This window comes from Endozoicomonas sp. ALC020 (assembly GCF_049275935.1).
GTDB lineage: Bacteria > Pseudomonadota > Gammaproteobacteria > Pseudomonadales > Endozoicomonadaceae > Endozoicomonas_A.
The window spans coordinates 1,907,335-1,931,717 of sequence record NZ_CP184830.1 but is presented as its reverse complement, the minus strand read 5'-3'; the positions used below and the strand labels follow the sequence as shown (position 1 = coordinate 1,931,717).

The 24,383-nt window shown below is 46.4% G+C and carries 21 protein-coding genes; 5 read left to right on the top strand and 16 right to left on the bottom strand.

Annotation, left to right across the window (positions count from 1 at the left end):
• Positions 1-159: 159 nt before the first annotated feature.
• A complete protein-coding gene (locus ACOJUO_RS06530) occupies positions 160-1,869 on the bottom strand; it encodes an F-box/WD repeat-containing protein (RefSeq protein ID WP_422139302.1) in 1,710 nt (569 codons plus the stop codon).
• A 148-nt stretch (positions 1,870-2,017) separates the two neighbouring features.
• Positions 2,018-3,685: an F-box/WD repeat-containing protein gene (locus ACOJUO_RS06525; protein ID WP_422139301.1), complete on the bottom strand. Its 1,668-nt coding sequence runs from the start codon at positions 3,683-3,685 to the stop codon at positions 2,018-2,020.
• 333 nt (positions 3,686-4,018) lie between these two features.
• Between ACOJUO_RS06525 and ACOJUO_RS06520 the strand changes: the two genes are divergently transcribed.
• Positions 4,019-4,465 (top strand): DUF6682 family protein, encoded by a 447-nt coding sequence (locus tag ACOJUO_RS06520; RefSeq protein ID WP_422139300.1) that lies wholly within the window; start codon positions 4,019-4,021, stop codon positions 4,463-4,465.
• Positions 4,466-4,582: 117 nt separating this feature from the next.
• Here ACOJUO_RS06520 and ACOJUO_RS06515 read toward each other — a convergent pair whose 3' ends face one another.
• The 12 genes from ACOJUO_RS06515 to ACOJUO_RS06460 form a co-directional block, all read right to left on the bottom strand.
• A complete protein-coding gene (locus ACOJUO_RS06515) occupies positions 4,583-4,783 on the bottom strand; it encodes a hypothetical protein (protein WP_422135927.1) in 201 nt (66 codons plus the stop codon).
• A 77-nt stretch (positions 4,784-4,860) separates the two neighbouring features.
• Entirely contained in the window at positions 4,861-6,570 is a 1,710-nt protein-coding gene (locus ACOJUO_RS06510) for an F-box protein (RefSeq protein WP_422139299.1), read from the bottom strand.
• Positions 6,571-6,715: 145 nt separating this feature from the next.
• On the bottom strand, positions 6,716-8,374 hold the full coding sequence (locus tag ACOJUO_RS06505; protein ID WP_422139298.1) for an F-box/WD repeat-containing protein: 1,659 nt from the start codon (positions 8,372-8,374) through the stop codon (positions 6,716-6,718).
• 149 nt (positions 8,375-8,523) lie between these two features.
• Positions 8,524-8,883, bottom strand: a complete 360-nt coding sequence (locus tag ACOJUO_RS06500) for a hypothetical protein (RefSeq protein WP_422135924.1) — start codon at positions 8,881-8,883, stop codon at positions 8,524-8,526.
• Positions 8,828-8,953: an F-box-like domain-containing protein gene (locus ACOJUO_RS06495; protein ID WP_422135923.1), complete on the bottom strand. Its 126-nt coding sequence runs from the start codon at positions 8,951-8,953 to the stop codon at positions 8,828-8,830. The genes ACOJUO_RS06500 and ACOJUO_RS06495 overlap by 56 nt, the downstream gene beginning before the upstream one ends.
• Positions 8,954-9,467: 514 nt before the next feature.
• Positions 9,468-10,847, bottom strand: a complete 1,380-nt coding sequence (locus ACOJUO_RS06490; protein WP_422135922.1) for a hypothetical protein — start codon at positions 10,845-10,847, stop codon at positions 9,468-9,470.
• A gap of 117 nt (positions 10,848-10,964) precedes the next feature.
• Positions 10,965-11,591, bottom strand: coding sequence for an F-box protein (locus ACOJUO_RS06485; RefSeq protein WP_422135921.1), 627 nt, complete (start codon positions 11,589-11,591; stop codon positions 10,965-10,967).
• A gap of 145 nt (positions 11,592-11,736) precedes the next feature.
• Positions 11,737-13,395: an F-box/WD repeat-containing protein gene (locus tag ACOJUO_RS06480; protein ID WP_422139297.1), complete on the bottom strand. Its 1,659-nt coding sequence runs from the start codon at positions 13,393-13,395 to the stop codon at positions 11,737-11,739.
• A gap of 308 nt (positions 13,396-13,703) precedes the next feature.
• Positions 13,704-15,365 (bottom strand): F-box protein, encoded by a 1,662-nt coding sequence (locus ACOJUO_RS06475; protein ID WP_422139296.1) that lies wholly within the window; start codon positions 15,363-15,365, stop codon positions 13,704-13,706.
• Positions 15,366-15,503: 138 nt separating this feature from the next.
• Positions 15,504-17,288 (bottom strand): F-box/WD repeat-containing protein, encoded by a 1,785-nt coding sequence (locus tag ACOJUO_RS06470; protein ID WP_422139295.1) that lies wholly within the window; start codon positions 17,286-17,288, stop codon positions 15,504-15,506.
• Positions 17,289-17,397: 109 nt separating this feature from the next.
• The gene (locus ACOJUO_RS06465; protein WP_422139294.1) at positions 17,398-19,062 is read right to left on the bottom strand and encodes an F-box/WD repeat-containing protein; all 1,665 of its coding nucleotides are present in this window, start codon (positions 19,060-19,062) and stop codon (positions 17,398-17,400) included.
• Positions 19,063-19,200: 138 nt separating this feature from the next.
• Positions 19,201-20,859, bottom strand: coding sequence for an F-box/WD repeat-containing protein (locus ACOJUO_RS06460; protein WP_422135916.1), 1,659 nt, complete (start codon positions 20,857-20,859; stop codon positions 19,201-19,203).
• 60 nt (positions 20,860-20,919) lie between these two features.
• Between ACOJUO_RS06460 and ACOJUO_RS06455 the strand changes: the two genes are divergently transcribed.
• Positions 20,920-21,162 carry a hypothetical protein gene (locus ACOJUO_RS06455; RefSeq protein ID WP_422135915.1) on the top strand — a complete coding sequence of 81 codons (243 nt, stop codon included), beginning with the start codon at positions 20,920-20,922 and terminating at the stop codon, positions 21,160-21,162.
• 383 nt (positions 21,163-21,545) lie between these two features.
• On the opposite strand, the gene ACOJUO_RS06450 is transcribed toward ACOJUO_RS06455, so the two are convergent.
• Together ACOJUO_RS06450 and ACOJUO_RS06445 are read right to left on the bottom strand one after the other, a co-directional pair.
• Complete coding sequence (locus tag ACOJUO_RS06450; RefSeq protein ID WP_422139293.1) at positions 21,546-21,752, bottom strand: hypothetical protein; 207 nt, start codon at positions 21,750-21,752, stop codon at positions 21,546-21,548.
• Between the two features lie 5 nt (positions 21,753-21,757).
• Positions 21,758-22,036 carry a BrnT family toxin gene (locus ACOJUO_RS06445; protein ID WP_422140059.1) on the bottom strand — a complete coding sequence of 93 codons (279 nt, stop codon included), beginning with the start codon at positions 22,034-22,036 and terminating at the stop codon, positions 21,758-21,760.
• Between the two features lie 29 nt (positions 22,037-22,065).
• On the opposite strand from ACOJUO_RS06445, the gene sigZ reads away from it, so the two are divergent.
• From sigZ to ACOJUO_RS06430, 3 genes are all read left to right on the top strand, one after another.
• Positions 22,066-22,602, top strand: a complete 537-nt coding sequence (gene sigZ, locus ACOJUO_RS06440; protein ID WP_422139292.1) for an RNA polymerase sigma factor SigZ — start codon at positions 22,066-22,068, stop codon at positions 22,600-22,602.
• A gap of 166 nt (positions 22,603-22,768) precedes the next feature.
• Complete coding sequence (locus ACOJUO_RS06435; protein WP_422139291.1) at positions 22,769-23,530, top strand: glutathione S-transferase family protein; 762 nt, start codon at positions 22,769-22,771, stop codon at positions 23,528-23,530.
• 129 nt (positions 23,531-23,659) lie between these two features.
• A complete protein-coding gene (locus tag ACOJUO_RS06430) occupies positions 23,660-24,346 on the top strand; it encodes a class I SAM-dependent DNA methyltransferase (RefSeq protein ID WP_422139290.1) in 687 nt (228 codons plus the stop codon).
• Positions 24,347-24,383 lie beyond the last annotated feature (37 nt).

The window sequence follows — 24,383 nt, the reverse complement described above, 5'->3', positions numbered from 1 at the left end:
AAAACTTCAAGGTGGGTATTTATCCTTGTAGGAAAAAAACATTCAAAATGGATTCGACAGCTTAGACTCGGTTTTATGATGAAAGTTCACAATATTGGGGTCAGTGAAACCAGGAAAAAAACAGAGCCCTGATCCAGAAAAATTTTTCAAAGTCATGGATCAAAAGAGGAGACAACTAACCTCAGGCTGAGGTTGGGTCAGACCCATTGGATCATCATCGTCCTTGCATAGTTCAGTGATTTTTGCCGCGTAAGAAGTAACCGTCACCACAAGTCGGCTATCGGCGCTGAAAGCGGCTGATTTGACTGGACTTTCGTGTTGAATGGTAGCTTTTTCCAGCCATGACCCGTCAGCCTCCTGGCCACATATTTTCGCTGTACCATCCAGGCTGGTAGTTACCATATGACAGCCATCGGCACTGAAGGTAGCTGAGGTGATGCAGTTCTGATGGATAATGATGATGGCCTCTTCTTGCCATGATCCATCAGCCTGCAGGGTAATGATTTTTACCGTGTTATCCTTGCTGCCGGTCACCAGATGGCGGCAATCGGCACTGAAGTTGGCTGAGGTGATCTCTTCGGTGTGAGAAATGCAGGCTTTTTCTTGCCATGATGAATCGGCCGTCTTGCTAAGTATTTTCGCCTTGCCGCCCCGACTGGCGGTTACCAGATGGCAGCTATCGGCGCTGAAGTTGGCTGAGAAGCGCCAAAGATTATGATAAATCTTGGCTGCTTTTTTCCATGATCCATCGGTCTGTAGGCCACTGATTATTGCCGTTCTGTCACCACTGACGGTCACCACATGGAGGCTATCGGCGCTGAAGTTGGCGGATTTGATTTCGAAACTGTGCTGAATGCTGGCTTTTTCTACCCATGATCCGGCGGGCCCCTGAGCATAGATTTCTACAGAGCAATCTTGACTGCAGAGCGCCAGATGATGGTCATTGGAGCTGATTACGGACGAAGAGATCGAACTACCACGTTCAATAGTACTCTCTAATGCCCAGGATCCATCGTCCCCCTGACTAAAGATTTTCGTCCTACGAGCATTGGCAGTCACCATACGGCGGTCATCAGCACTGAAAGTGACTGAATAGACCGGACCAATATGAGGAAGGATGGCTTTCTCTTTCCATGATCCATCATCCTCCTGGCCATATATTTTCGCCTGGCAATCCGAGCTGACGGTCGCCAAATGACGACCATTGGGACTGAAGCTGCCTGAGTAGAAGAAATCACTGTGGGAAATGATGCCTTTTAGTTCCCATGATCCATCGGTCTTCTGGCCGAAGATTTTCGCCCTTTTATCCCCACCGGCGACCAGATGGCGACCATCGGCGCTGAAGGTGACTGAGTCAAAGTAGAAGGAATGAGTAATTTTGGCTTTTTCCACTAACTTGAATTTTTTACATTCAGACATCAGTTTACTGTTGCTGAAAAGTAACTGGACAGGAAAATAAGAACTCTTTCTGTGTTTTATGAGTGACTCGATAGTTTCTGAATTTGCAAACGTCTGCAACCAATCACGGAGCTGTTGCTCATCTTTTGTCTTAATTGCGGCCTTTAGTTGATAAAGGTGTGGTGAAGGAAACCGGCGATCCCATGCTCTTTCCAGAGCTCTGTTTTGTTTAACAAAATCGCGAAAATATCGGCATACCTTTGCTAAACGGGTAATCTCTCGAAAATCCAGACAGCGAATAATCTTTAACTGTGTTAATTCGGGCAAAGCTAAAATCGGAGAGTTGTTGTTGTGATATAGAGTAACGTCCCTACCTGCACTGACGCCCGTTGGTGCTTCCTCAAGCTGAGGTTGCAAAGGTCTTGGCGAAAGTGATTTGTGTATCTCTGAATTGCTGGTGATAGGGTTCATCCCTGATTGCTCCGTAGCTCCAAAATCAGTCTTTATCCTCGCCTGGAAAGGATATTTTAAATGGATTCTATCTGTTCGACTCAGTTTTATAGTGGTAGTTCAAAAAAGATTGAGGTCAGTGGAGCCAAGCAAAAATACGCTCATTCGATCATTGATCGTTCTTCAATAGTTCAGTAATTTTCGCTGTGTACTCGGTGACGGTTACCACATGTCGGCTATCGGCACTGAAAGTGGCCTGGTGGACTGCATCTTCATCCTCGTGTTGGAGGGTGGCTTTTTCCAGCCATGATCCGTCGGCCTGCTGGCCACAAATTTTCGCTGTGCGATCCAAACTGGCGGTTACCATATGACAACCATCGGCACTGAAGTCGGCTGAGAAGACACTCCCGCTATGGGTGATACAGGCTTCTTCCTGCCATGATCCATCGGCCTGCAGGCCATTGATTTTTGCCGTGTTGTCATTACTGGCGGTCGCCACTTGGAGGCAATCGGCGCTGAAGTTGGCTGAGTTGACTTCCCTGGTGTGAAAAATGCGGGCTTTTTCTTGCCATGATGAATCGACATTCTGGCTATAGATTTTTGCACTGCCATCCCAACTGGCGGTCACCACATGACGGCAATCGGCGCTGAAGTTGGCTGAGCAGATCACATCGCCATGATGGATCGCAGTTATTTCTTTCCATGATCCATCGGCCTGCAGGCCACAGATTCTTGCCGTGCAATCAAAACTGGAGGTTACCAGATAGCAGCTATCGGCGCTGAAGTCTGCTGAGGAGATTGCTTTCTTGTGTTGAATGGTGGCTTTTTCTACCCATGATCCAGCGACCCCCTGAGCGTAGATTTTTACAGCATAATCTGCATCGCAAATCACTAGATGATGGCCATTGGCGCTGAGCATGGCCGAACAGACCTGACTACTGTGGTCAATAATGCCCTCCGGTTGCCATGATCCATCGCTCCCCTGAGCAAAGATTTTCACCGTATGATCCAAACTGGCAGTCACCACGCGGCGCCCATCAGTACTGAAGCTGGCTGAACTGATCTGATCAATATGGGTAATAATGACTTTTTCTTCCCATGATCCATCATCCTGCTGACCAAAGATTTTCGCCGTGTGATCTTTACTGGCAGTCACCACATGACGGCCATCGAGACTGAAGCTGGCTGATGTGACCCAATTATTATGGGAGATGGTGCCTTTTGATTCCCATGATCCATGGGTCTCCAGGCCGAAGATTTTTGCTGTTCCATCATAACTGGCGGTTACCAGGTGACGGCCATCGGTGCTGAAGGTGGCGGTGCAGACATTGCTGGAATGGGCAATTTCGAGTTTTTCCACTGGGCTGAATAGTTTACATTGAGACATCAGTTTGCTGTTGATGAAAAGGAGCTGAACAGGAAAGTAAGTACTTTCTCGTTGTTTTAAAAGTGACTCGATAGTGTCCTTATCCACAAACGGCTTTAACCAGGCACGGAGTTGTTGCTCATTTTTTTTCGTTATCGTGGCCTTTAGTTGATCTTGGTGAGGTGAAGGAAACCGTTGATACCACCCTCTTTCCAGTGCTTTATCGGTTTCAACAAAATCGCGAAGGTACCTGCATACCCTTGCCAAACGGGTAATCTCGCGAAGACCCAAATAGCGAATAATCATCGATTTTGTTTCGTAGGGTAAACAAAGCAATGGCGATTGGTTTTGGTAATATACATTAATGTCTCTGCCGACACAGACACTCGTTGCTGTTTCCTCCAGTCTAGGTCGCTTGGGTTCTGGCGGGAGTAAATCGTCATGGCCGGAATTGTTGTTCAAAGGGTTCATGTCTGGCCCCTCCTGAGTTCAAAAGTCAGTACTTACCCGTGCCTTAAAAAGACATCTAAAGTTGATTTGATCTGTTAGAGTCGGTTTTGTAATGGAAGTTCAAAATATTGGGGTCAGTGAAACCAGGAAAAAACAGAGCCCTGATCCGTGAAATTTTTTCAAGGTCATGGATCAAGCAAGTGAACAAAGACTTGTTCCCTTGCGACAAGGACGGCAACCGGCTTTAGCTCAGCTGGCCGTGGTGCAAACCGCCCTGATACCTATTCGCAGGTGACTAATTTTAACTGTCAGGCCAAGTCAAGGCAGAGTGTACCCATTGAAGCCTAACGGTTAATGAATATCATCGACAACGAAAATGTCGGCAGATCGGTCACTAAAACTACCCGTGAGTCACTGGATTCATTAATAGCCAACTGGTCTGTCACCACCGGAACGAATGTGGAACGGTTTATCTACGACGAGAAAAGCCCCGGCGTGTTTTACGTCTACCCAGTGCCAGCGGCCAATCACATCATCAATATTATGATCAACCGAACACCGGTTCCGGTCACCATTACCGACGTTGGAAACGATCCTACCGACATGGAACTGGATACCGTCTGGCTGAACCCGGTAATCAATTACTTGATGTTCCGTGCCTACATTACGGACGGAGAAACGGAAGAAAATCTGATGCAGGCACAAAGCTATCTGAAAATGTTCGCTAATGACCTGCAACTGAAATGGAATGTGGACCTGATTTTCAGGCAGCAGCTTCAGGGGGATGTGGTTCAGGGTTAATGCTTTTTGTTTTCATGCTTGATCCAGATAATGACCGGTATGGCAATAATGACCACAAAAAGGGTCATGAGCAGATACATATCGCTGGGTGTCATAACTTTTCTCCCTTGGAGCGATCTAAGAACCCTCGCCCGATAGGGCGGGGAGTGTCAGAAAGCCAACATAAACAAAGAAAATAATCAGCGCAGCACCGAACAGTTCTATTTCCCAAAACAGGTCACTTTCTGATACCAAAGGACCCAGGATACACAGAGCTAAGGGCACCTTGACCAGATCAAACCACATCTTAGACAAACAATCACGCTGATTTTTATTCATTGATTTCACCTTTTCATTTCTTGAAAGGACATCATAGACTATGGAACTGGACTACCTGCCGCGCATACGCCCCTACATCAAAAGAGGAGACAACTAACCTCAGGCTGAGGTTGGGTCAGACCCATTGGGTCATCATCGTCCTTGCATAGTTCAGTGATTTTTGCTGCGTAAAGAGTAACTGTCACCACAAGTCGGCTATCGGCGCTGAAAGCGGCTGATTTGACCGGACTTTCGTGTTGAATGGTGGCTTTTTCCTGCCATGACCCGTCGGCCTCCTGGCCACATATTTTCGCTGTACCATCCAGGCTGGTAGTTACCATATGACAGCCATCGGCACTGAAGGTAGCTGAGGTGACGCTGTTCTGATGGATAATGATGATGGCCTCTTCTTGCCATGATCCATCAGCCTGCAGGGTATTGATTTTTACCGTGTTATCCCTGCTGCCGGTCACCAGATGACGGCAATCGGCACTGAAGTTGGCTGAGGTGATCTCTCCGGTGTGGGAAATGCAGGCTTTTTCTTGCCATGATGAATCGGCCGTCTTGCTATGGATTTTCGCCTTGCCGCCCCGACTGGCGGTCACCAGATGGCAGCTATCGGCGCTGAAGGTGGCTGAGACCCGATGATTATGATAAATCGTGGCTGCTGTTTTCCATAATCCATTGGCCTGCAGGCCACTGATTTTTGCCGTACTGTCCCTACTGACGGTCACCACATGGAGGCTATTGGCGCTGAAGTTGGCGGATTTGATTCCGGAACTGTGCTGAATGCTGGCTTTTTCTACCCATGATCCAGCGGGCCCCCGAGCATAGATTTTTACAGAGTAATCTTGACTGCAGAGCGCCAGATGATGGTCATTGGAGCTGATTACGGTCGAAGAGACCGTACTACCACGTTCAATAGTACTCTCTAATGCCCATGATCCATCGTCCCCCTGAATAAAGATTTTCGTCCTGTAAGCACTGGCAGTCACCACACGGCGGCCATCAGCACTGAAGGTGGCTGAATAGGCCGGACCAATATGGGAAAGGATGGCTTTCTCTTTCCATGATCCATCATCCTCCTGACCATATATTTTCGCCTGGCCATCCCAACCGGCGGTCACCAAATGACGACCATTGGGACTGAAGCGGGCTGAGTAGAGGTAATCACTGTGGGAAATGATGCCTTTTGGTTCCCATGATCCATCGGTCTTCTGGCCGAAGATTTTCGCCCTTTTATCCCCACCGACGGTGACCAGATGGCAACCATCGGCGCTGAAGGTGGTTGTTTTGACATAGAAGGAATGAGTAATTTTGGCTTTTTCCACTAACTTGAATTTTTTACATTCAGACATCAGTTTACTGTTGCTGAAAAGTAACTGAACAGGAAAATAAGAACTCTTTCTTTGTTTAATGAGTGACTCGATAGTTTCTGAATTTGCAAACGTCTGCAACCAATCACGGAGCTGTTGCTCGTCTTTTGTCTTAATTGCGGCCTTTAGTTGATAAAGATGTGGTGAAGGAAACCGGCGATCCCATGCACTTTCCAGAGCTCTGTTTTGTTTAACAAAATCGCGAAAATATCGGCATACCTTGGCTAAACGGGTAATCTCTCGAAAATCCAGGCATCGAATAATCTTTAACTGTGTTAATTCGGGCAAAGCTAAAATCGGAGAGTTATTGTTGTGATATAGAGTAACGTCCCTACCTGCACTGACACCCGTTGGTGCTTCCTCCAGTTGATGCTGCACAGGTGTTGGCGGGAGTGATTCGTGTATCCCGGAATGGCTGTTAATTGGGTTCATCCCTCATTACTCCGTAGCTCCAAAGTCGGTCTTTATTCTCGCCTGGAAAGGTTATTTAAAAAGCATTCAATCTGTTGGAGTCGCTTTTATAGTGGAAGTTCAAAAAAGATTGAGGTCAGTGGAACTAATACCCATCATTCGATCATCAATTCTTCTTCCGAAGTTCAGTGATTCTTACCTTTTTATAATCACCCAGGGTCATCACATTCCGGCTATCGGGGCTGAAACTGGCTGCGGTGAGTTCTGTCCCTTTTTGAATGACGGCTTTTTGCAGCCATGACTCACTAATCTCCAGACCATAAATTTTCACTACACCATCGATACTGGCGGTCAACACATGGCAAGCATCGGCACTGAAGGTGGCTGAGACGACCTCATCCTGATGGACAATGCGGGCTTTTAGTGCCCATGATCCATCGGCCTGCAGGCTGCTGATTTTCGCTATAGCATCACTGATGGTCACCACATGCTGGCAATCGGCACTGAAGCTCGCTGAGATGACCTCCTCAGAGTGTTCAACGCGGGCTTTTTCTCCCCATGATCCAGCGTTCTGGCTATGGATTTTCACCATACCACCTTTATAGACGGTCAACACATGGCGGCAGTCGGCGCTGAAGTTGGCTGATTTGATCAACTCATCATGTTTTATCGTGTCCATTTCTTTCCACGATCCATCAGCCTGCAGGTTAAAGATTATTGCCGCGTGATTACTATAAGTGCTGAGGACCAGATGGCAGCTATCGGCGCTGAAGTTGGCCTGGAAAGCATTGGCCTCTGGTTGAATAATGGATGTTACTACCCATAATCCCTCGGCCAGCTGGCCATGAATTTCTACAACATTATCCATAATATGAAGAATTGCCATGTGACGGCCATCGGGGCTGAGCTTGGGCGAATAGATTTGATTTCCATGACAAAACTCCTTTACTTCCCATGATCCATTGTCCCTCCGAGCAATGATTTTCACCGTGTTATAGAAACTGTGGGTCACCACACGGCGGCTATCAGCACTGAAAGTGGCTGAATTGAGGTAATTCTTATGGGAAATGCAGGCCTTTTCTTCCCAGGATCCGTTGTCCTCCAGACCATAGATTTTCGCTGTGCCATCCTGACAGACAGAGACCAGATAGTGGCCATCGGGGCTGAAGCTGGCTGACAAGACCAAACGATCATGGGTAATGGTGGCTTTTTCTTGCCATGATCCATTGGCCTCCCAGCAGTAGATTTTCGCTGTGTGATCGCTACTGGCGGTTACCAGATGCCGGCCATCGGGGCTGAAACTGGCTTCATTGACTCCAGCACCATGGGTAATTTCGAGCGTTTCCACTAACTCAAATTCTCTGCACAGAGACATTAATTGACTGTTGGTGAAAAGTAACTGAACAGGGAAATGAATATTCTTTCGGTGTTCAATGAGCGACTCGACAGTGCCCTTATTAGCAAAAGGCGCCAACCAATCACGGAGCTGTTGCTCATCTTTTGTCTTAATGGCAGCCTTTAGTTGATCTAGATGTGGTGAAGGAAACCGGCGATTCCATGCTCTTCCCAAAGCGTTATTTTGTTTAACAAGATTTCGAAAATATCGGCATACTTTTGCTAAACGGGTAATCTCTCGTAAACCCAAACAGCGGATAATCTTTAACTGTATTAATTCCGGCAAATCTAAAAGCGGAGAGTTAGTGTTGTAATAAGGCGTAACGTCCCTACCGGTACAGACAGCCGTTGCAGCTTCCTTCAGTCGATTTCGCTTGGGTGTTGGCGGGAGTGGTTCCTGTATCCCGGAATGGCTGTTAATTGGGATCATCCCTGATTGCTCCTTAGCTCCAAAGTCAGTCTTTCTCCACAGTTAAAAGGGACATTTAAAATGGATTTGATCTGTTGGAGTCGGTTCTACAATGAAAGTTCAAAACATTGCAGTCACTTGGACTAAGCAAAAATACGCTCATTCGATCATCAATCTTTCTTCCATAGTTCAGTGATTCTCAGCGGGCATTCATGACTGATGGCCACCACATTTCGGCTATCGGCGCTGAAGCTGGCTTTGGTGAATCGTATTCTGTTGCGAACGGCTGTTTTTTGCAGCCATGATCCATTGGCCTGCTGGCCAAGAATTCTCACCATACCATCGTCACTGGTGGTCACCAGATGGCAAGCGTCGGGACTGAAGGCAGTTGAGAGGATCTTATTCTGATGGACGATGTTGGCTTTCGGTTGCCATGAGCCATCGGTTTGCAGGCTATGGATTTTCGCTGTGGCATCAGCACCGATGGTCAACCAATGCTGGCAATCGGCACGGCGGTGTTTGTCTAACAAGATCGTGAAAATATCGGCATACCTTTGCTAAACGGGTAATCTCTCGAAAACCCAAATAGCGAATAATCAACGATTTTGTTTCGTAGGGTAAACGGAGGAATGGCGATTGGTTATAGACATTGACGTCCCTGCTTGCACAGACGCCCGTTGCGCCTTCCTCCAGTGAGCTCCCCTGGGTGGTGGCGGGAGTGAACCCTCATTGTTGTAATTGTTGTTCAGAGGGTTCACGCCTGACTCATTCAAAACCCCAAAGTTAGCAAAATCGCCGTAAACCCTTGCCTGACAGAGGGTGTCGCAAAAGGGTATGGTCAGCAGGATATATCAAGATCGTCGTTCCCGCGCAGGCGGGAACCCACCACGAGCAGTGGATCTCCGCCTTCGCGGAGATGACGGTTTGAAGCTTGAAGCGTTTTAATTGACCTTTTGCGACACCCTCGACAGGGCTGGGAGTGTCACAGTGAAATCTTTACCGCAGAGCGCCAATAGATCAAAGAGCTGATTTCACGAATTTGGAAAGAAAATTTCGGGGCCGATCCGTTAAAATCTGATCAAAACAACCAGGTAGAGGTCTCCTGCTTGAATGTTTAATGCCACCAAGTGAAATCATGTCCATGAGAATAATACTTGAGTAATTGCATTCCAACGAGACTGTGTGCTTCTCTGTAATATGGGTCTGGATTAGCACATTTACCATCTGGCTTTTCATGGAGGTCTATAACGCTGACTCTCTTTGAAGCGCCCCTATAAAAAACGTCTTTAGAATGATCTGCTACAAAAAAACAACTATTATCACCTTTCCAGGAAACTCCTTTGTCAATGCGTAATAGATAATTGAATTTAGATGAAATATGTGCAATCTGATTTGATAGATGTTTAAAATTAGATTCTGCTTCACCACTTAAAATATAGTCAAATAGATTTTTCGCTTTGTCTGAAGACCATGTTACTGTTCTACCTGTATTATGGTAAGGAAAGTCAGAGAAAAACGACCTGTGTCTGGTTAAAATCGATTTATCATCATCAAATAATTTATCTGCATCGCAATCTTTTATACCGTAGAGTGGCAGGGTCTCTGACAATGTTGGTTGAGTAAACATGCCATGGCTAGCTATTATATAAGGTGGTTTCGATAGCCATTGATTATCAATGTCTGAATAAAACAAAAAATTGGTTCCGAGTTTTTCAAAACGATTAGCCAGATTAATTTTGTTTTCAGATTTAGCCTTATCTATACAAAAGTTTATAGTCTTGGTAATGTGTTGAGATACAACAATTCTGATGCAATCCATAAACATGAAACCCATATATGCAGTATGCCAATCTAATTCCTTGGGAAATTTTAACTGCAGGTCTGTTTCAAGAGAGATACATAAGATATTATCATGATCTTTGAAACTGGCTTTCATCTCATTGATTTGGGATTCTTTAAGCGCCTTGTCAGAAAATACTATAAACAGTGGGATATCATTTTTACTGAGTTCGGTTCCTTCTTTCAATATTCTTTGGACATAATTCAATCCGTTAAATCTTTCAGGATTATTTTTGCCATCAAATATGGTGGTGCCATGCAGCGCTGCCCATGTATGAAATACTGGACATGGAGGACATACCTTCAAATCCATAGCAGTAGCTTTCTCTAATGTATCTATGCCTGAAAACTTTAAACTATCAGCGATATTTCTCCAGGATAATTCATCGATTGAATCAAAATAAGTTCGGTCGAGAGTGAAGACGATGTTTTTCGCAAGGTGGACGTAGAAATCATCATTGTCTTTTTCGTTCATAACCGGAGAAATGCATCTTGATGAAAGATCCTTAGTCCCAAAATAATTTCCTGTGTGTTCTACTGCGCAAGGAAGATACTTTATATCATCCTTTTTTACAGATGGACTCTCTTGCTCCATTTTGGACTGCGTTAGAATATGTGCCCCTGGCGGTACAATTGGTTTTACTACTTGATACATGCCCTTTTCCCTTTTCCCTTATTAGGCTGTTAAGAATCTAAAATGCTCACATTAGCAAAACATAGCCCTAAAGATCTTTCTAGTACCAAATAATTGCTAACAAATGTGTAATAATGGCTAACAAAAAATTTCCGAGAAATGTACGCAGGGTGTATTTGTGTGAAGAACAGATCGCTTGAGCTCGTTGGCAGTCAACACACCGAGGCCATCGACGCTGAAGGTGGCTGTGCTTAAATTGAAGGAATGAGTAATTTTGGCTTTTTCCACTAACTTGAATTTTTTACATTCAGACATCAGTTTACTGTTGCTGAAAAGTAACTGAACAGGAAAATAAGAACTCTTTCTTTGTTTAATGAGTGACTCGATAGTTTCTGAATTTGCAAACGTCTGCAACCAATCACGGAGCTGTTGCTCGTCTTTTGTCTTAATTGCGGCCTTTAGTTGATAAAGATGTGGTGAAGGAAACCGGCGATCCCATGCACTTTCCAGAGCTCTGTTTTGTTTAACAAAATCGCGAAAATATCGGCATACCTTGGCTAAACGGGTAATCTCTCGAAAATCCAGGCATCGAATAATCTTTAACTGTGTTAATTCGGGCAAAGCTAAAATCGGAGAGTTATTGTTGTGATATAGAGTAACGTCCCTACCTGCACTGACACCCGTTGGTGCTTCCTCCAGTTGATGCTGCACAGGTGTTGGCGGGAGTGATTCGTGTATCCCGGAATGGCTGTTAATTGGGTTCATCCCTCATTACTCCGTAGCTCCAAAGTCGGTCTTTATTCTCGCCTGGAAAGGTTATTTAAAAAGCATTCAATCTGTTGGAGTCGCTTTTATAGTGGAAGTTCAAAAAAGATTGAGGTCAGTGGAACTAATACCCATCATTCGATCATCAATTCTTCTTCCGAAGTTCAGTGATTCTTACCTTTTTATAATCACCCAGGGTCATCACATTCCGGCTATCGGGGCTGAAACTGGCTGCGGTGAGTTCTGTCCCTTTTTGAATGACGGCTTTTTGCAGCCATGACTCACTAATCTCCAGACCATAAATTTTCACTACACCATCGATACTGGCGGTCAACACATGGCAAGCATCGGCACTGAAGGTGGCTGAGACAACCTCATCCTGATGGACAATGCGGGCTTTTAGTGCCCATGATCCATCGGCCTGCAGGCTGCTGATTTTCGCTATAGCATCACTGATGGTCACCACATGCTGGCAATCGGCACTGAAGCTCGCTGAGATGACCTCCTCAGAGTGTTCAACGCGTGCTTTTTCTCCCCATGATCCAGCGTTCTGGCTATGGATTTTCACCATACCACCTTTATAGACGGTCAACACATGGCGGCAGTCGGCGCTGAAGTTGGCTGATTTGATCAACTCATCATGTTTTATCGTGTCCATTTCTTTCCACGATCCATCAGCCTGCAGGTTAAAGATTATTGCCGCGTGATTACTATAAGTGCTGAGGACCAGATGGCAGCTATCGGCGCTGAAGTTGGCCTGGAAAGCATTGGCCTCTGGTTGAATAATGGATGTTACTACCCATAATCCCTCGGCCAGCTGGCCATGAATTTCTACAACATTATCCATAATATGAAGAATTGCCATGTGACGGCCATCGGGGCTGAGCTTGGGCGAATAGATTTGATTTCCATGACAAAACTCCTTTACTTCCCATGATCCATTGTCCCTCCGAGCAATGATTTTCACCGTGTTATAGGAACTGTGGGTCACCACACGGCGGCTATCAGCACTGAAAGTGGCTGAATTGAGGTAATTCTTATGGGAAATGCAGGCCTTTTCTTCCCAGGATCCGTTGTCCTCCAGACCATAGATTTTCGCTGTGCCATCCTGACAGACAGAGACCAGAAAGTGGCCATCGGGGCTGAAGCTGGCTGACAAGACCAAACGATCATGGGTAATGGTGGCTTTTTCTTGCCATGATCCATTGGCCTCCCAGCAGTAGATTTTCGCTGTGTGATCGCTACTGGCGGTTACCAGATGCCGGCCATCGGGGCTGAAACTGGCTTCATTGACTCCAGCACCATGGGTAATTTCGAGCGTTTCCACTAACTCAAATTCTCTGCACAGAGACATTAATTGACTGTTGGTGAAAAGTAACTGAACAGGGAAATGAATATTCTTTCGGTGTTCAATGAGCGACTCGACAGTGCCCTTATTAGCAAAAGGCGCCAACCAATCACGGAGCTGTTGCTCATCTTTTGTCTTAATGGCAGCCTTTAGTTGATCTAGATGTGGTGAAGGAAACCGGCGATTCCATGCTCTTCCCAAAGCGTTATTTTGTTTAACAAGATTTCGAAAATATCGGCATACTTTTGCTAAACGGGTAATCTCTCGTAAACCCAAACAGCGGATAATCTTTAACTGTATTAATTCCGGCAAATCTAAAAGCGGAGAGTTATTGTCGTAATAAGGCGTAACGTCCCTACCGGTACAGACAACCGTTGCAGCTTCCTTCAGTCGATTTCGCTTGGGTGTTGGCGGGAGTGGTTCCTGTATCCCTGAATGGCTGTTAATTGGGTTCATCCCTGATTGCTCCGTAGCTCCAAAGTCAGTCTTTCTCCACAGTTAAAAGGGACATTTAAAATGGATTTGATCTGTTGGAGTCGGTTTTATAGTGGAAGTTCAAAAAAGATTGAGGTCAGTGGAACTAATAAGTACCTAACCAGTTGGTTTCGCATATTCTTGACGGCGGCTTTTTCCACCCTTCTGCGTTCCAACTCTGGTTGCGTAGCTATGGCTACGCGCCCGTCGTTGCACCTTGAAGGATGAAAAAATCCACTCGCCAGAATATGCGAAACCAACTGGCCAGGTACTTAGCAATCATTCGATTATCAATTCTTCTTCCGAAGTTCAGTGATTCTCACCGTGTTATCTTTACAGACGGTCATCACATTTCGGCTGTCGGGGCTAAAACTGGCTGCGGTGAGTTCTGTCTCTTTTTGAATGACGGCTTTTTTCAGCCATGACCCGTTGGTCTCGAGACCATAAATTTTCACTACACCATCGACACTGGCGGTCAACACATGGCAAGCATCGGCACTGAAGGTGGCTGAGACGACCTCACCCGGATGGACAATGCGGGCTTTTAGTGCCCATGATCCATCGGCCTGCAGGCTGCTGATTTTCGCTATGGCATCACTGGTGGTCACCACATGCTGGCAATCGGCACTGAAGTTGGTTGAGGTGACCTCCTCAGGGTGTTCAATGCAGGCTTTTTCTTCCCAAGATCCAGCACTCTGGCTATGGATTTTCGCCTTACCATCATTACAGGCGGTCACCACATGGCGGCAGTTGGCGCTGAAGTTGGCTGATTTGATCAACTCATCATGTTTTATCGTGCCCACTTCTTTCCACGATCCATCAGCCTGCAGGTTATAGATTATTGTCGCGTGATTACGATGAGTGCTGAGGACCAGATGGCAGCTATCGACACTGAAGTTGGCCAGGAAGACAGGGGCCTTTAGTTGGATGGTAGATGTTACTTCCCACAATCCCGCAGCCAACTGGCCATGAATTTCTACAACGTGATCCATTGAATTAAGAATTATCATGTGACGGCCATCGGGGCTGAGCTTGGCCGAAGTGATCCAATTTCTATAAAAAGTCTCCTCTACTTCCCATGACCCATTGCCCCTTCGACCAACGAGTTTCACCGTGTTATAGGAACTGTGGGTCAACACAAGGCGGCTATCAGCACTGAAAGTGGCTGAATTGAGGAAATTCTTATGGGAAATGCAGGCCTTTTCTTCCCAGGATCTATGATCATCCAGACCATAGATTGTCGCTGTGCCATCGCGACAGACGGTGACCATGTAACGGCCATCGGGGCTGAAGCTGGCTGACAAGACCACACGATTATGGGTAATGGTGGCTTTTTCTTCCCATGATCCATTGGCCTCCCAGCAGTAGATTTTTGCCGTGTGATCGCTACTGGCGGTTACCAGATGCTGGCCATCGGGGCTGAAACTGGCTTCATAGACTCGACCACTATGGGTAATTTCGAGCGTTTCCACTAACTTAAATTCTCTGCACAGAGACATTAATTGACTGTTGGTGAAAAGTAACTGGACAGGGAAATGAATATTCTTTCGGTGTTCAATGAGCGACTCGACAGTGCCCTTATTAGCAAAAGGCGCCAACCAATCACGGAGCTGTTGCTCATCTTTTGTCTTAATGGCAGCCTTTAGTTGATATAGAGGATGTGGTGAAGGAAACCGGCGATTCCATGCTCTTCCCAAAGCGTTATGGTGTTTAACAAGATTGCGAAAATATCGGCATACTTTTGCTAAACGGGTAATCTCTCGCAAACCCAAACAGCGAATAATCTTTAACTGTGTTAATTCCGGCAAATCTAAAAGCGGAGAGTTATTGTCGTAATAAGGAGTAACGTCCCTGCCTTTACAGACAACGGTTGCAGCTTCCTTCAGTCGATTTCGCTTGGGTGTTGGCGGGTGTGGTTCCTGTATCCCGGAATGGCTGTTAATTGGGTTCATCCCTGATTGCTCCGTAGTTCCAAAGTCAGTCTTTATCCACAGTTAAAGGGGATATTTAAAATGGATTTGATCCGTTAGACTCGGTTTTACAATGGAAGTTCAAAACATTGCGTAAGCAAAAATACGCTCATTCGATCATCAATCTTTTTTCCGAAGTTCAGTGATTGTCACCTTGTTATCTGCGCTGACAGTCAACACATGTCGGCTATCGGCGCTGAAGTTGGCTGATTCGACAGAAAACTCGTGTCGAATGGTGGCTTTTTCTACCCATGAACCATCGGTCCACAAGCCATAAACTTTCGCCGTGTGATCGCAACTGGCGGTCACTACAAGGCAACCGTCGGCACTGAAGGTGGCTGAACAGACGTAACCTTTGTGGACAATAGTGGCTTGTTTTTCCCATGATCCGTCAGCCTTCCGGCCATAGATTCTTGCCTTTTTATTGTCGACGGTGGTCAGCAAACGGAGGCCATCGGCACTGAAGTCGGCTGAGATGATGTCGCTTTTGTGAGAAAGGATGGCTTCTTTTAGCCATGATCCGGGGGGCTCCAGGCCGTAGATTTTCATCGTTTTATCATTAGAGATGGTCAGCAGGCGGCGGCCATTGGCGCTGAATGTGGTTGAAAAGACACCCGTATTAAGAATCGTGACTGTTTCTTGCCATGAACCATCGTCCTGCAGGTCACATATTTTAAGCGTCTTAAGGACACCTTTGGTTATCAGATGGCGTCCATCGGCACTGAAACGAGCTGAGTGGACAGGAACATCATGAGTCATGGTGGTATTTATTTCCCATGACCCATTGGCTTCCTGACCATAGATTTCCACAGTGTTGTCTTTACCACTGATCATCAGATGACGGCAATTGGGACTGAATCTGGGCAATATGAGCTCACCGTTATGAATCATGGTGGCTTCTGCTTTCCATGAGCCATTGTCCTTCTGACCATAGAGTGTGACAATGCCAGATACGCTGAGGATCAATAAATAACGACCATCGTCGTTTAGCTGGGCAAATTTGATCGAATCATTATGGTAATTAGTGTATTTTTCTTGCCATGATGTATCAGTCTCCAGACCATAGATTCTCAGCGTTTTATCGGTGCTGGCGGTCAACATTTGGCGTCCATCAGCAGTGAATCTGGCAAATTTGACCAGACCATTGCCAGAAATGGTGGCTTTTGGTTTCCATGAGCCATTGTCCTCCCGGCCATAAATTTCCCCCTTGTTACGACTGGCGACCACCAGATTGCGGCTATCTGGGCTGAATGTGACGATGTAGAACCGACCATTATGGGAAATGATGTTTTTTGGTTTCCATGAGCCATTGTCCTCCTTAGCAAAGATTTTCGCTGTATTATCACGACTGGCAGTGACCAGATGCTGGCCATCGGAGCTGAAACTGGCATTGTAGACAATATCACCACGGGTAATTTCGGCTTTTTCCACTGACTCAAATTCTTTACATAGCGACATCAGTTTACTGTTGGTGAAAAGTAACTGAACAGGAAAATAAGTATTCTTACGTTGTTCAATGAGGGGCTCTATAGTGCCCTTATTAGCAAATGGCTCTAACCAGTCACGGAGTTGTTGCTCATCTTTTGTTTTAATGCTGGTCTTTAGTTGATATAGATGGGATGAAGGAAACCGGCGATTCCATGCTCTTCCTAAAGCGTTAACCTGTTTAACAAGATTGCGAAAATATCGGCATACCTTTGCTAAACGGGTAATCTCTCGAAAACCCAGGCAGCGAATAATTTGCAAATGAGTTAATTCGGGCAAATCTAAAAACGGAGAGTTATTGTTGTGATACAGAGTAACGTCCCTGCCCGCACTGACGCCCGTTGATGCTGCCTCCATTTGAGGTTGCACAGGTGTCGGTGAGGCTCTGTTTATGCTGGAATTGCTGTTAATTGGGTTCATCCCTCATTGCTCCGTAACTCCAAAGTCAATATTTATTGCTATCTGGAAAGGATATTTAAAATGGATTCAGTCAGTAGGATTCGGTTTTATGATGAAAGTTCATCGATCATCAATCCTTTTTCCGAAGTTCAGTGATCCTCACTTTGTTATCCATACTGACGGTCACCACATTTCGGCTATCGGCGCTGAAACTGACTGCGGTGAATTTTGTCTCTTTTTGAATGACGGCTTTTTGCAGCCATGACCCGTCAGCCTCCAGACCATAAATCTTCACTTTACCATCGTCACTGGCGGTCACCACGTGGCAAGCGTCGGCACTGAAGGTGGCTGAGATGACCTGACTATTATGGACAATGCTGGCTTTTAGTGCCCATGATCCATCGGTCTGCAGGCTATTGATTTGCGCCGTGGCATCGTCACTGTTAGTTACCACATGTTGGCAATCTGCACTGAAGCTTGCCGACCTCACCCCCCCGGAGTGGACAATGCAGGCTTTTTCTTTCCATGATCCAGCACTCTGGCTATAGATCTTTGCTGTATTATCTTTACTGGCGGTCACCAGGTGGAGGCAGTCGGCGCTGAAGTTGGCTGATTGGATCAAATCATCATGTTTGATCGTGCCCATTTTTTTCCATGATCCATCAGCCTGCAGGTCATAGATTATTGCCGCAGGAGCAAATGTGCTGATGACCAGATGGCAGCTATCGGCGCTGAATTTGACCCGGTCGCTTCCATCCTCTAGCTGAATGGTGGATGTTACTGCCCATAATCCAGCGGCCAACTGACTCTGGATTTCTATAACGCGATACCCGGGAGTATGAATGATCAGGTGACGGCCATCGGGGCTGAGCTTGGCCGAAGTGATCCAATTTTTTTGAAGAGTGTCCTCCAATTCCCATGATCCATTGTCCCCCCGACCTGTAATTTTCAGCAAAGCATCATTACCATAACCAACAGTCAACACACGGCGGCCATCAGCACAGAAGGTGGCTGAAGTGATGTATGTCTCGTGGGAAATGGAGGCTTTTTCTTCCCATGACCCATCGTCCTCCAGACCATAGATTTTCACTGTGCCGCGATGAGCGGCGATTACCAGATAGCGGCCATCGGGGCTGAAGGTGGCTGATATCACCCAATATTCATGGGTAATAACGGCTTTTTCTTCCCATGAGCCATTGGGCTCACGGCTGTAGATTTTCGCTGTTGTATCGCGACTGGCGGTTGCCAGATGTTGGCCATCGGGGCTTAAAGTAGCCTGGTAGACACGACCTCCATGGGTAATTTCGAGTTTTTCCACTAACTCAAATTCTTTACATAGCGACATCAGTTTGCTGTTGGTGAAAAGGAGCTGAACAGAAAAATGAATGTTCTTTCCTTGTTCCATGAGCAACCCGATAGTGCCCTTATCAGCAAACGGCTCCAACCAATCACGGAGTTGTTGCTGATCTTTTGTCTCAATGGTGGATCTTAGTTGATATTGCTGTGGTGAAGGGAAACGGCGATACCATGCTCTTTCCAGAGCTCTATCTTGATTAACAAGATCGCGAAAATATCGGCATACCTTTGCTAAACGGGTAATCTCTCGTAAACCCAAAAAGCGAATAATCTTTAATTGTGTTAATTCGGGCAAATCGAAGAATGGCGAGTTATTGTTGTGATATAGAGTGACGTCCCTACCCGCACTGACGCCCGTTGGTGCTTGCTCCAGTTGAGGTTGTTCAGATGTTGGCGACAGTGGTTCGTTAATACTAGAAGTGCTTTTTGCAGGGTTCACGACGGTTTCCTTCATAGCGCCAAAGTCAGTATGTATCCTCAGTTAAAAAGGACATTTAAAATGGATTCGATCCGTTAGACTCGCTTTTACAATGGAAGATCAAAACATTGCGTAAGCAAAAATACGCTCATTGGATCATTAATCCTTCTTCCATAGTTCAGTGATTCTCAGCGAGTATTCGTGACCGATGGCCGCCACATTTCGGCTATCGGCGCTGAAGCAGGCTGCGTTGAATCGTATACTGTTATGAACGGCGGTTTTTTGCAGCCATGATCCATCGGCCTGCTGGCCAAGGATTCTCACCATACCATCGTCACTGTACGTCACCAGATGACAAGCGTCGGGACTGAAGGCGGCTGAGAGGATCTTATCCTTATGGACAATGTTGGCTTTTGGTTGCCATGAGCCGTCGGTTTGCAGGCTATGGATTTTTGCTTTGGCATCATCACCGATGGTCAAGACATGCTGGCAATCGGCACTGAAGCTTGCCGATTTGACCCCCCCATGGTGGACAATGCAGGCTTTTTGTTCCCATGATCCAGCATTCTGGCTATAGATTTTCGCCGTACCATCATCACTGGCGGTCATCAAATGGAGGCTGTCAGGGCTGAAGTTAGCTGATTTGATCGACTGATCATGTTCAATCGAACCCATTTCTTTCCATGATCCATCAGCCTGCAGGTCAAAGATTATCGCTGTGTGAGCGTAAGTTGTGATGACCAGATGGCAGCTATCGGCACTCAAGTTGCCCGTGCGGATATTAAACCTGAAATTAATAGTGGATGTTACTACCCATGATCCGGCGGCTGACTGGCCATAGACTTCTAAAACATCATCCAGAGAACCGAAAACTACCAGGTGACGGCCATCGGAGCTGAGCTTGGCCGAATAGACCCCTTCGTCATGAATAGTGTCCTCTACCTGCCATGATCCATTGTCTTCCCGGTGGATGATTTTCACCGAATCTCTTAAACCGACGGTCACCACACGGCGGCCATCGGCACTGAATTTGGCTGAACTGAGCATATTCTCGTGGGAAATGCAGGCTTTTTCTTTCCATGATCCATCGTCTTCCAGACCGTAGATTTTTGCCTTGCCATCCCAACCGGCTGTGACCAGATAGCGGCCATCGGGGCTAAAAATGACTGAATCAACAGTATGATCATGGCTAATGGTGGCTTTTTTTTGCCATGATCCATTGGTCTGCAGGGAGTAAATTTTCGCTGATTTATCACGACTGGCAGTTGCCAGATGCTGGCCATCGAGACTTAAACTGGCGTGGTAGACAGTATCATCATGTCTAATTACGGCTTTTTCCACTAACTCAAATTCTTTACTTTGAGACATCAGTTTACTGTTGGTGAAAAGTAACTGAACAGGGAAATAAATATTCTTGCGTCGTTCAATGAGCGACTCGACAGTGCCCGTATTAGCCATTGGCTTAAACCAATCACGGAGTTGTTGCTCATCTTTTGTCTTAATAGTGGTTTTTAGCTGATATAGGTAGGGTGAAGGAAACCGGCGATTCCATGCTCTTCCCAAAGCGTTATTTTCTTTAACAAAATCATGAAAATATCGGCATACCTCTGCTAAACGGGTAATATCTCGAAAACCCAAACAGCGAATAATCTTTAATTGTGTTAATTCGGGTAAATGTAAAAACGGTGAGTTATTGTTGTGATATAGAGTAACGTCCCTGTCTGCACTGATACCCGCTGGTGCCTCCTCCGGTTGAGGCTGCAAAGGCGTTGGCGAGGGTGGTTCGTGTAGGTTGGAATTGCTGTCGATAGGGTTCATTCCTGATTGTCCCGTAACTTCAAAGTTAGTATTTATCCCGGCTTGGGAAGGGCATTTAAAATGGATCAGATCTGTTGGACCCGGCTTTATGGTGGAAGTTCAAAAAATATTGAGGTCAGAATAATGAAAGGCACGACTTATAAACGACTGTCCATACTGCCCGATCTGCCCCAACCCCTGTCGCACTGCCTCGGTAATCTGCCGCATTCAGGTTTTCAGCGGCAGTTGATCCTCGGCACTGGCCGCAGGGGCAATCAGGCCAGGCGGTTTGTTGTTAAAGTCATCCATGGTCCAGGAGCCTGACCGAGAATAGACTGCCCTACGCGGCAACTGCTCCTGCGTTGCTCTAGCTCCTGCATCCATGCAGTCGTGCGGCGGCAGCAAATTGGTCTGAAAATCCGCTTTTGTTCGTCAAATAGCTCGCTATTCTCCTCACAAAACCGAATTTTCATCCTCAATTTTCTGCCGTCCTCGCTACGGGGTCGCCTAGACGGGCGCTATTCTCGGTCAGGCTCCGAGTCAAACGCCCGCAAAGCCGAATCAGACGCTCGCTACTACGGAGTGAAAATGGACAACATCTTTTGGCAGGCCGGTATTATCTTGAGCTGATTAGGAATGTGCTGAGGGTTTGATTACCTGGCTCATTCGGCAACGGGGTGCCTTATATAGGGTACAGAACAATTTCTTTACCCATTTCCAGCTTCTTTCTTAGGGAGATTTGGATTTACCCGCTTAAAGCGTTTGAGTTGTTCTTCGGACAAAGGCTGTGCATCAGGGTCTTCCAATGCAGCCTCATGAAGTTCTTCTTCGGTCATTTCATCGAGAGCTTTTTTATCTTTGTACACATCAAGTTTTTGCCCTTTTAAGTAGTCTACAGAGACTGTTTTTCCCATTGTGATCACCATGATTTATGCTGTTCATATAATCGACGCTCGTGCTTTTCAGCACGCCTCACCGAGATCAGCCTGGTTGAGGTTTCATTACTTCTCATTGTGTAGCATACATAAAGTGTATCCAACTCTTTATCCATACCAATGGTGATATACCGATCTTCCCAGTAAACTTCTTTGCCATCATGGGCTTCGATCCGGTAAGGATCATCGAATACGGATATACCCGCAATCAGAGACATCTTGTGCTTCCGTACTGGCGGTAAACTGTTACTTCCATGTTTAATTCCAACCCTTTCAGCAGGGGCAGACTGTTATGCAAAATCACTGGCAGGAGCATAAAGCCCGGCTGCAACGTTATATAGCCCGAGAAGTGAGCGAACCATCGGCTGTGGATGACATTTTGCAGAATGTCTATCTCAAAGCGCATACCCACATTAAGACACTCAAGTCTGGAGACAGAATGGGTAGCTGGCTGTTCCGGATTGCACAAAATGCTGTCATGGATTACTACCGTCAGCAGAAGCCCTGGGATGAGTTATCAGACAGTCTTGCTGCCGGGGAAGAAGATGAAGCAGAGAGGGCCCATCAGGAGCTGGCCCGTTGCCTGGTGCCTTTTATGGATGAGCTACCCGAGAAGTACCGGATTCCTCTGCAAATGTCAGAGTTGCAGGGCATGAGCCAAAAGCAGGTAGCAAAAGCCCTGGGTTTATCCCTGTCCGGTGCCAAGAGCCGTATTCAGCGTGGTCGGGTTCAGCTGAAAGAACGTTTTATTGCCTGCTGCGATATTGAAGTGGGCCGGGGCGGTGTGATGGACTATCGGCCTAAAAAAACCGGCTGTAAAAATTGCTGAGAACAACTATCAGCGAAAAAAACTTAGCCCTTCTCCTGCCTGTAACCAACTGGGCAAAATATTTTCACGATAAAAAAACATTTTTTTTGCGTCCTTTTTTCATACCTCGCGTCTTTATAGGTAACAGGCCGGTCTGACCGGTCATCGCTGAATCGAGGTATCGACCATGTTGAAAGTTATCAGCTTTAAAATCTGCCCATTTGTGCAACGCATTACCGGAATGCTGGAAGCCAAAAGTATTCCTTATGAAATCGAATACATCAGCCTGAGCGAAAAGCCCCGATGGTTTCTGGCTATTTCACCAAACGGCCAGGTACCTGTCATGGTCACTGAGAATGGCACAGCTTTGTTTGAATCCGATGCCATCGCCGAATACCTGGAAGAAGCTTATCCCCCACTGCTGCCTGGCTTGAGCGCAGAGCAGAAAGCACTGAATCGTGCCTGGAGCTACCTGGGCAGTAAACAGTACCTGGTTCAGTGCTCTGCACAGCGAAGTCAGGACGCTCAGGCTCTGATTGAACGCACTGAGAAGCTGGCCAGCGCCTTTGCCAAAGTGGAGAAGGGATTGGCTGAACAGCCATTCTTCAACAGTGATTCACTGGGCATGGTCGATCTGGCCTGGCTGCCCGTGTTGCATCGTACCCATATCATTCAGGTGAACACAGGCTATGACTTCCTGGCTTTTTATCCTAAAACCAAAGCCTGGCAAAAAAGTCTGCTGGCGACCGGGCTGGCTGAAAAGAGTGTCTCCGATGACTTTATTGAAAAGTTCACAGGCTTTTATCTGTCTGAGGAAACCTTTCTTGGCCGCTGTGAACAGGGAGGGGAGTGCAATGCCTTTAATCTGGAAGAGTGCTGTATAGAAGCTGACTGCTGCAAGACAGAAGTTACGGCTTGTAAGGATTTCGTCAGTGGCTGCGGATGTTAAGCATGGGGGGCTGGTGGATCTCCTGTTTGAGTGGCATTCATTGGTGTTTGTTCGAATAGTGGCAATCGTTGTTCCTGATACACTTCTGGCCACAGAGAATAAGCGACAGAGAGTATCAGGATGAGCGAAATGTACGAAAAGTTCGCCAGGGATTACGAAAAAGCCATTATCGATAATATCTACAATGGCCATCTGGAGCGTCCATCATTAATCGCCATGCTGCCCGAACTGGGCGGAAAAAGTGTTCTGGATCTGGGGTGTGGACCGGGTGTCTATGCAGAGTATTTGATCAACCAGGGGGCAAAGGTGACTGCGATTGATGCCTCGCTGGAAATGGTTGAGATCGTCAAAGAGAAGTTGGGTGATAACGTTAGAACTTATGCACAGGATATTTCTCTTGGGCTGCCAGAAGAAAAAGAAGCCAGTTATGATGTTATTATCTGTCCTCTGACCGTGCATTACATTGAAGACCTTAGTGTACTGTTCGGTGATGTTAAGCGCCTGCTGAAAAATGGCGGCGTATTTATCTTTTCTACCCATCACCCGATAGTGGATTTTGAAGTGTCATCTTCAGGCAATTACTTTCAAAGAGAACTGATCACGGAAGAGTGGGATACTGTAGGTCATCCTGTCGGAGTAAGCTTCTATCGTCGTTCACTGACAGAGTGGTTTGAGAGTCTGGCTGCAGCAGATCTGTGTGTCACTCACCTGTCAGAAGGAAAGCCGTCGGAGCGCATGAAGTCTCTCTGCGCCGAGAGCTATAAGAAGTTATCCACAACGCCTAACTTTATCTTTTTTAAGTGTGAGGTCAGGTAGGCACCTTTTTAAACTGCTCAATTCCAAAAGTCATTGC

Bases quoted from the DNA above. Each gene is read 5' to 3' on its own strand.
- ACOJUO_RS06515 (WP_422135927.1), bottom strand. From the start codon at position 4,783: ATGAATAAAAATCAGCGTGATTGTTTGTCTAAGATGTGGTTTGATCTG.
- ACOJUO_RS06455 (WP_422135915.1), top strand. From the start codon at position 20,920: ATGGATCAGATCTGTTGGACCCGGCTTTATGGTGGAAGTTCAAAAAAT.
- ACOJUO_RS06485 (WP_422135921.1), bottom strand. From the start codon at position 11,591: ATGAACCCAATTAACAGCCATTCCGGGATACACGAATCACTCCCGCCA.
- ACOJUO_RS06475 (WP_422139296.1), bottom strand. From the start codon at position 15,365: ATGAACCCAATTAACAGCCATTCCGGGATACAGGAACCACACCCGCCA.
- ACOJUO_RS06470 (WP_422139295.1), bottom strand. From the start codon at position 17,288: ATGAACCCAATTAACAGCAATTCCAGCATAAACAGAGCCTCACCGACA.
- ACOJUO_RS06430 (WP_422139290.1), top strand. From the start codon at position 23,660: ATGTACGAAAAGTTCGCCAGGGATTACGAAAAAGCCATTATCGATAAT.
- ACOJUO_RS06435 (WP_422139291.1), top strand. From the start codon at position 22,769: ATGTTGAAAGTTATCAGCTTTAAAATCTGCCCATTTGTGCAACGCATT.
- ACOJUO_RS06525 (WP_422139301.1), bottom strand. From the start codon at position 3,685: ATGAACCCTTTGAACAACAATTCCGGCCATGACGATTTACTCCCGCCA.
- ACOJUO_RS06510 (WP_422139299.1), bottom strand. From the start codon at position 6,570: ATGAACCCAATTAACAGCCATTCCGGGATACACGAATCACTCCCGCCA.
- ACOJUO_RS06490 (WP_422135922.1), bottom strand. From the start codon at position 10,847: ATGTATCAAGTAGTAAAACCAATTGTACCGCCAGGGGCACATATTCTA.
- ACOJUO_RS06450 (WP_422139293.1), bottom strand. From the start codon at position 21,752: ATGGGAAAAACAGTCTCTGTAGACTACTTAAAAGGGCAAAAACTTGAT.
- ACOJUO_RS06460 (WP_422135916.1), bottom strand. From the start codon at position 20,859: ATGAACCCTATCGACAGCAATTCCAACCTACACGAACCACCCTCGCCA.
- ACOJUO_RS06520 (WP_422139300.1), top strand. From the start codon at position 4,019: ATGAATATCATCGACAACGAAAATGTCGGCAGATCGGTCACTAAAACT.
- ACOJUO_RS06530 (WP_422139302.1), bottom strand. From the start codon at position 1,869: ATGAACCCTATCACCAGCAATTCAGAGATACACAAATCACTTTCGCCA.
- sigZ (WP_422139292.1), top strand. From the start codon at position 22,066: ATGCAAAATCACTGGCAGGAGCATAAAGCCCGGCTGCAACGTTATATA.
- ACOJUO_RS06480 (WP_422139297.1), bottom strand. From the start codon at position 13,395: ATGAACCCAATTAACAGCCATTCAGGGATACAGGAACCACTCCCGCCA.
- ACOJUO_RS06505 (WP_422139298.1), bottom strand. From the start codon at position 8,374: ATGATCCCAATTAACAGCCATTCCGGGATACAGGAACCACTCCCGCCA.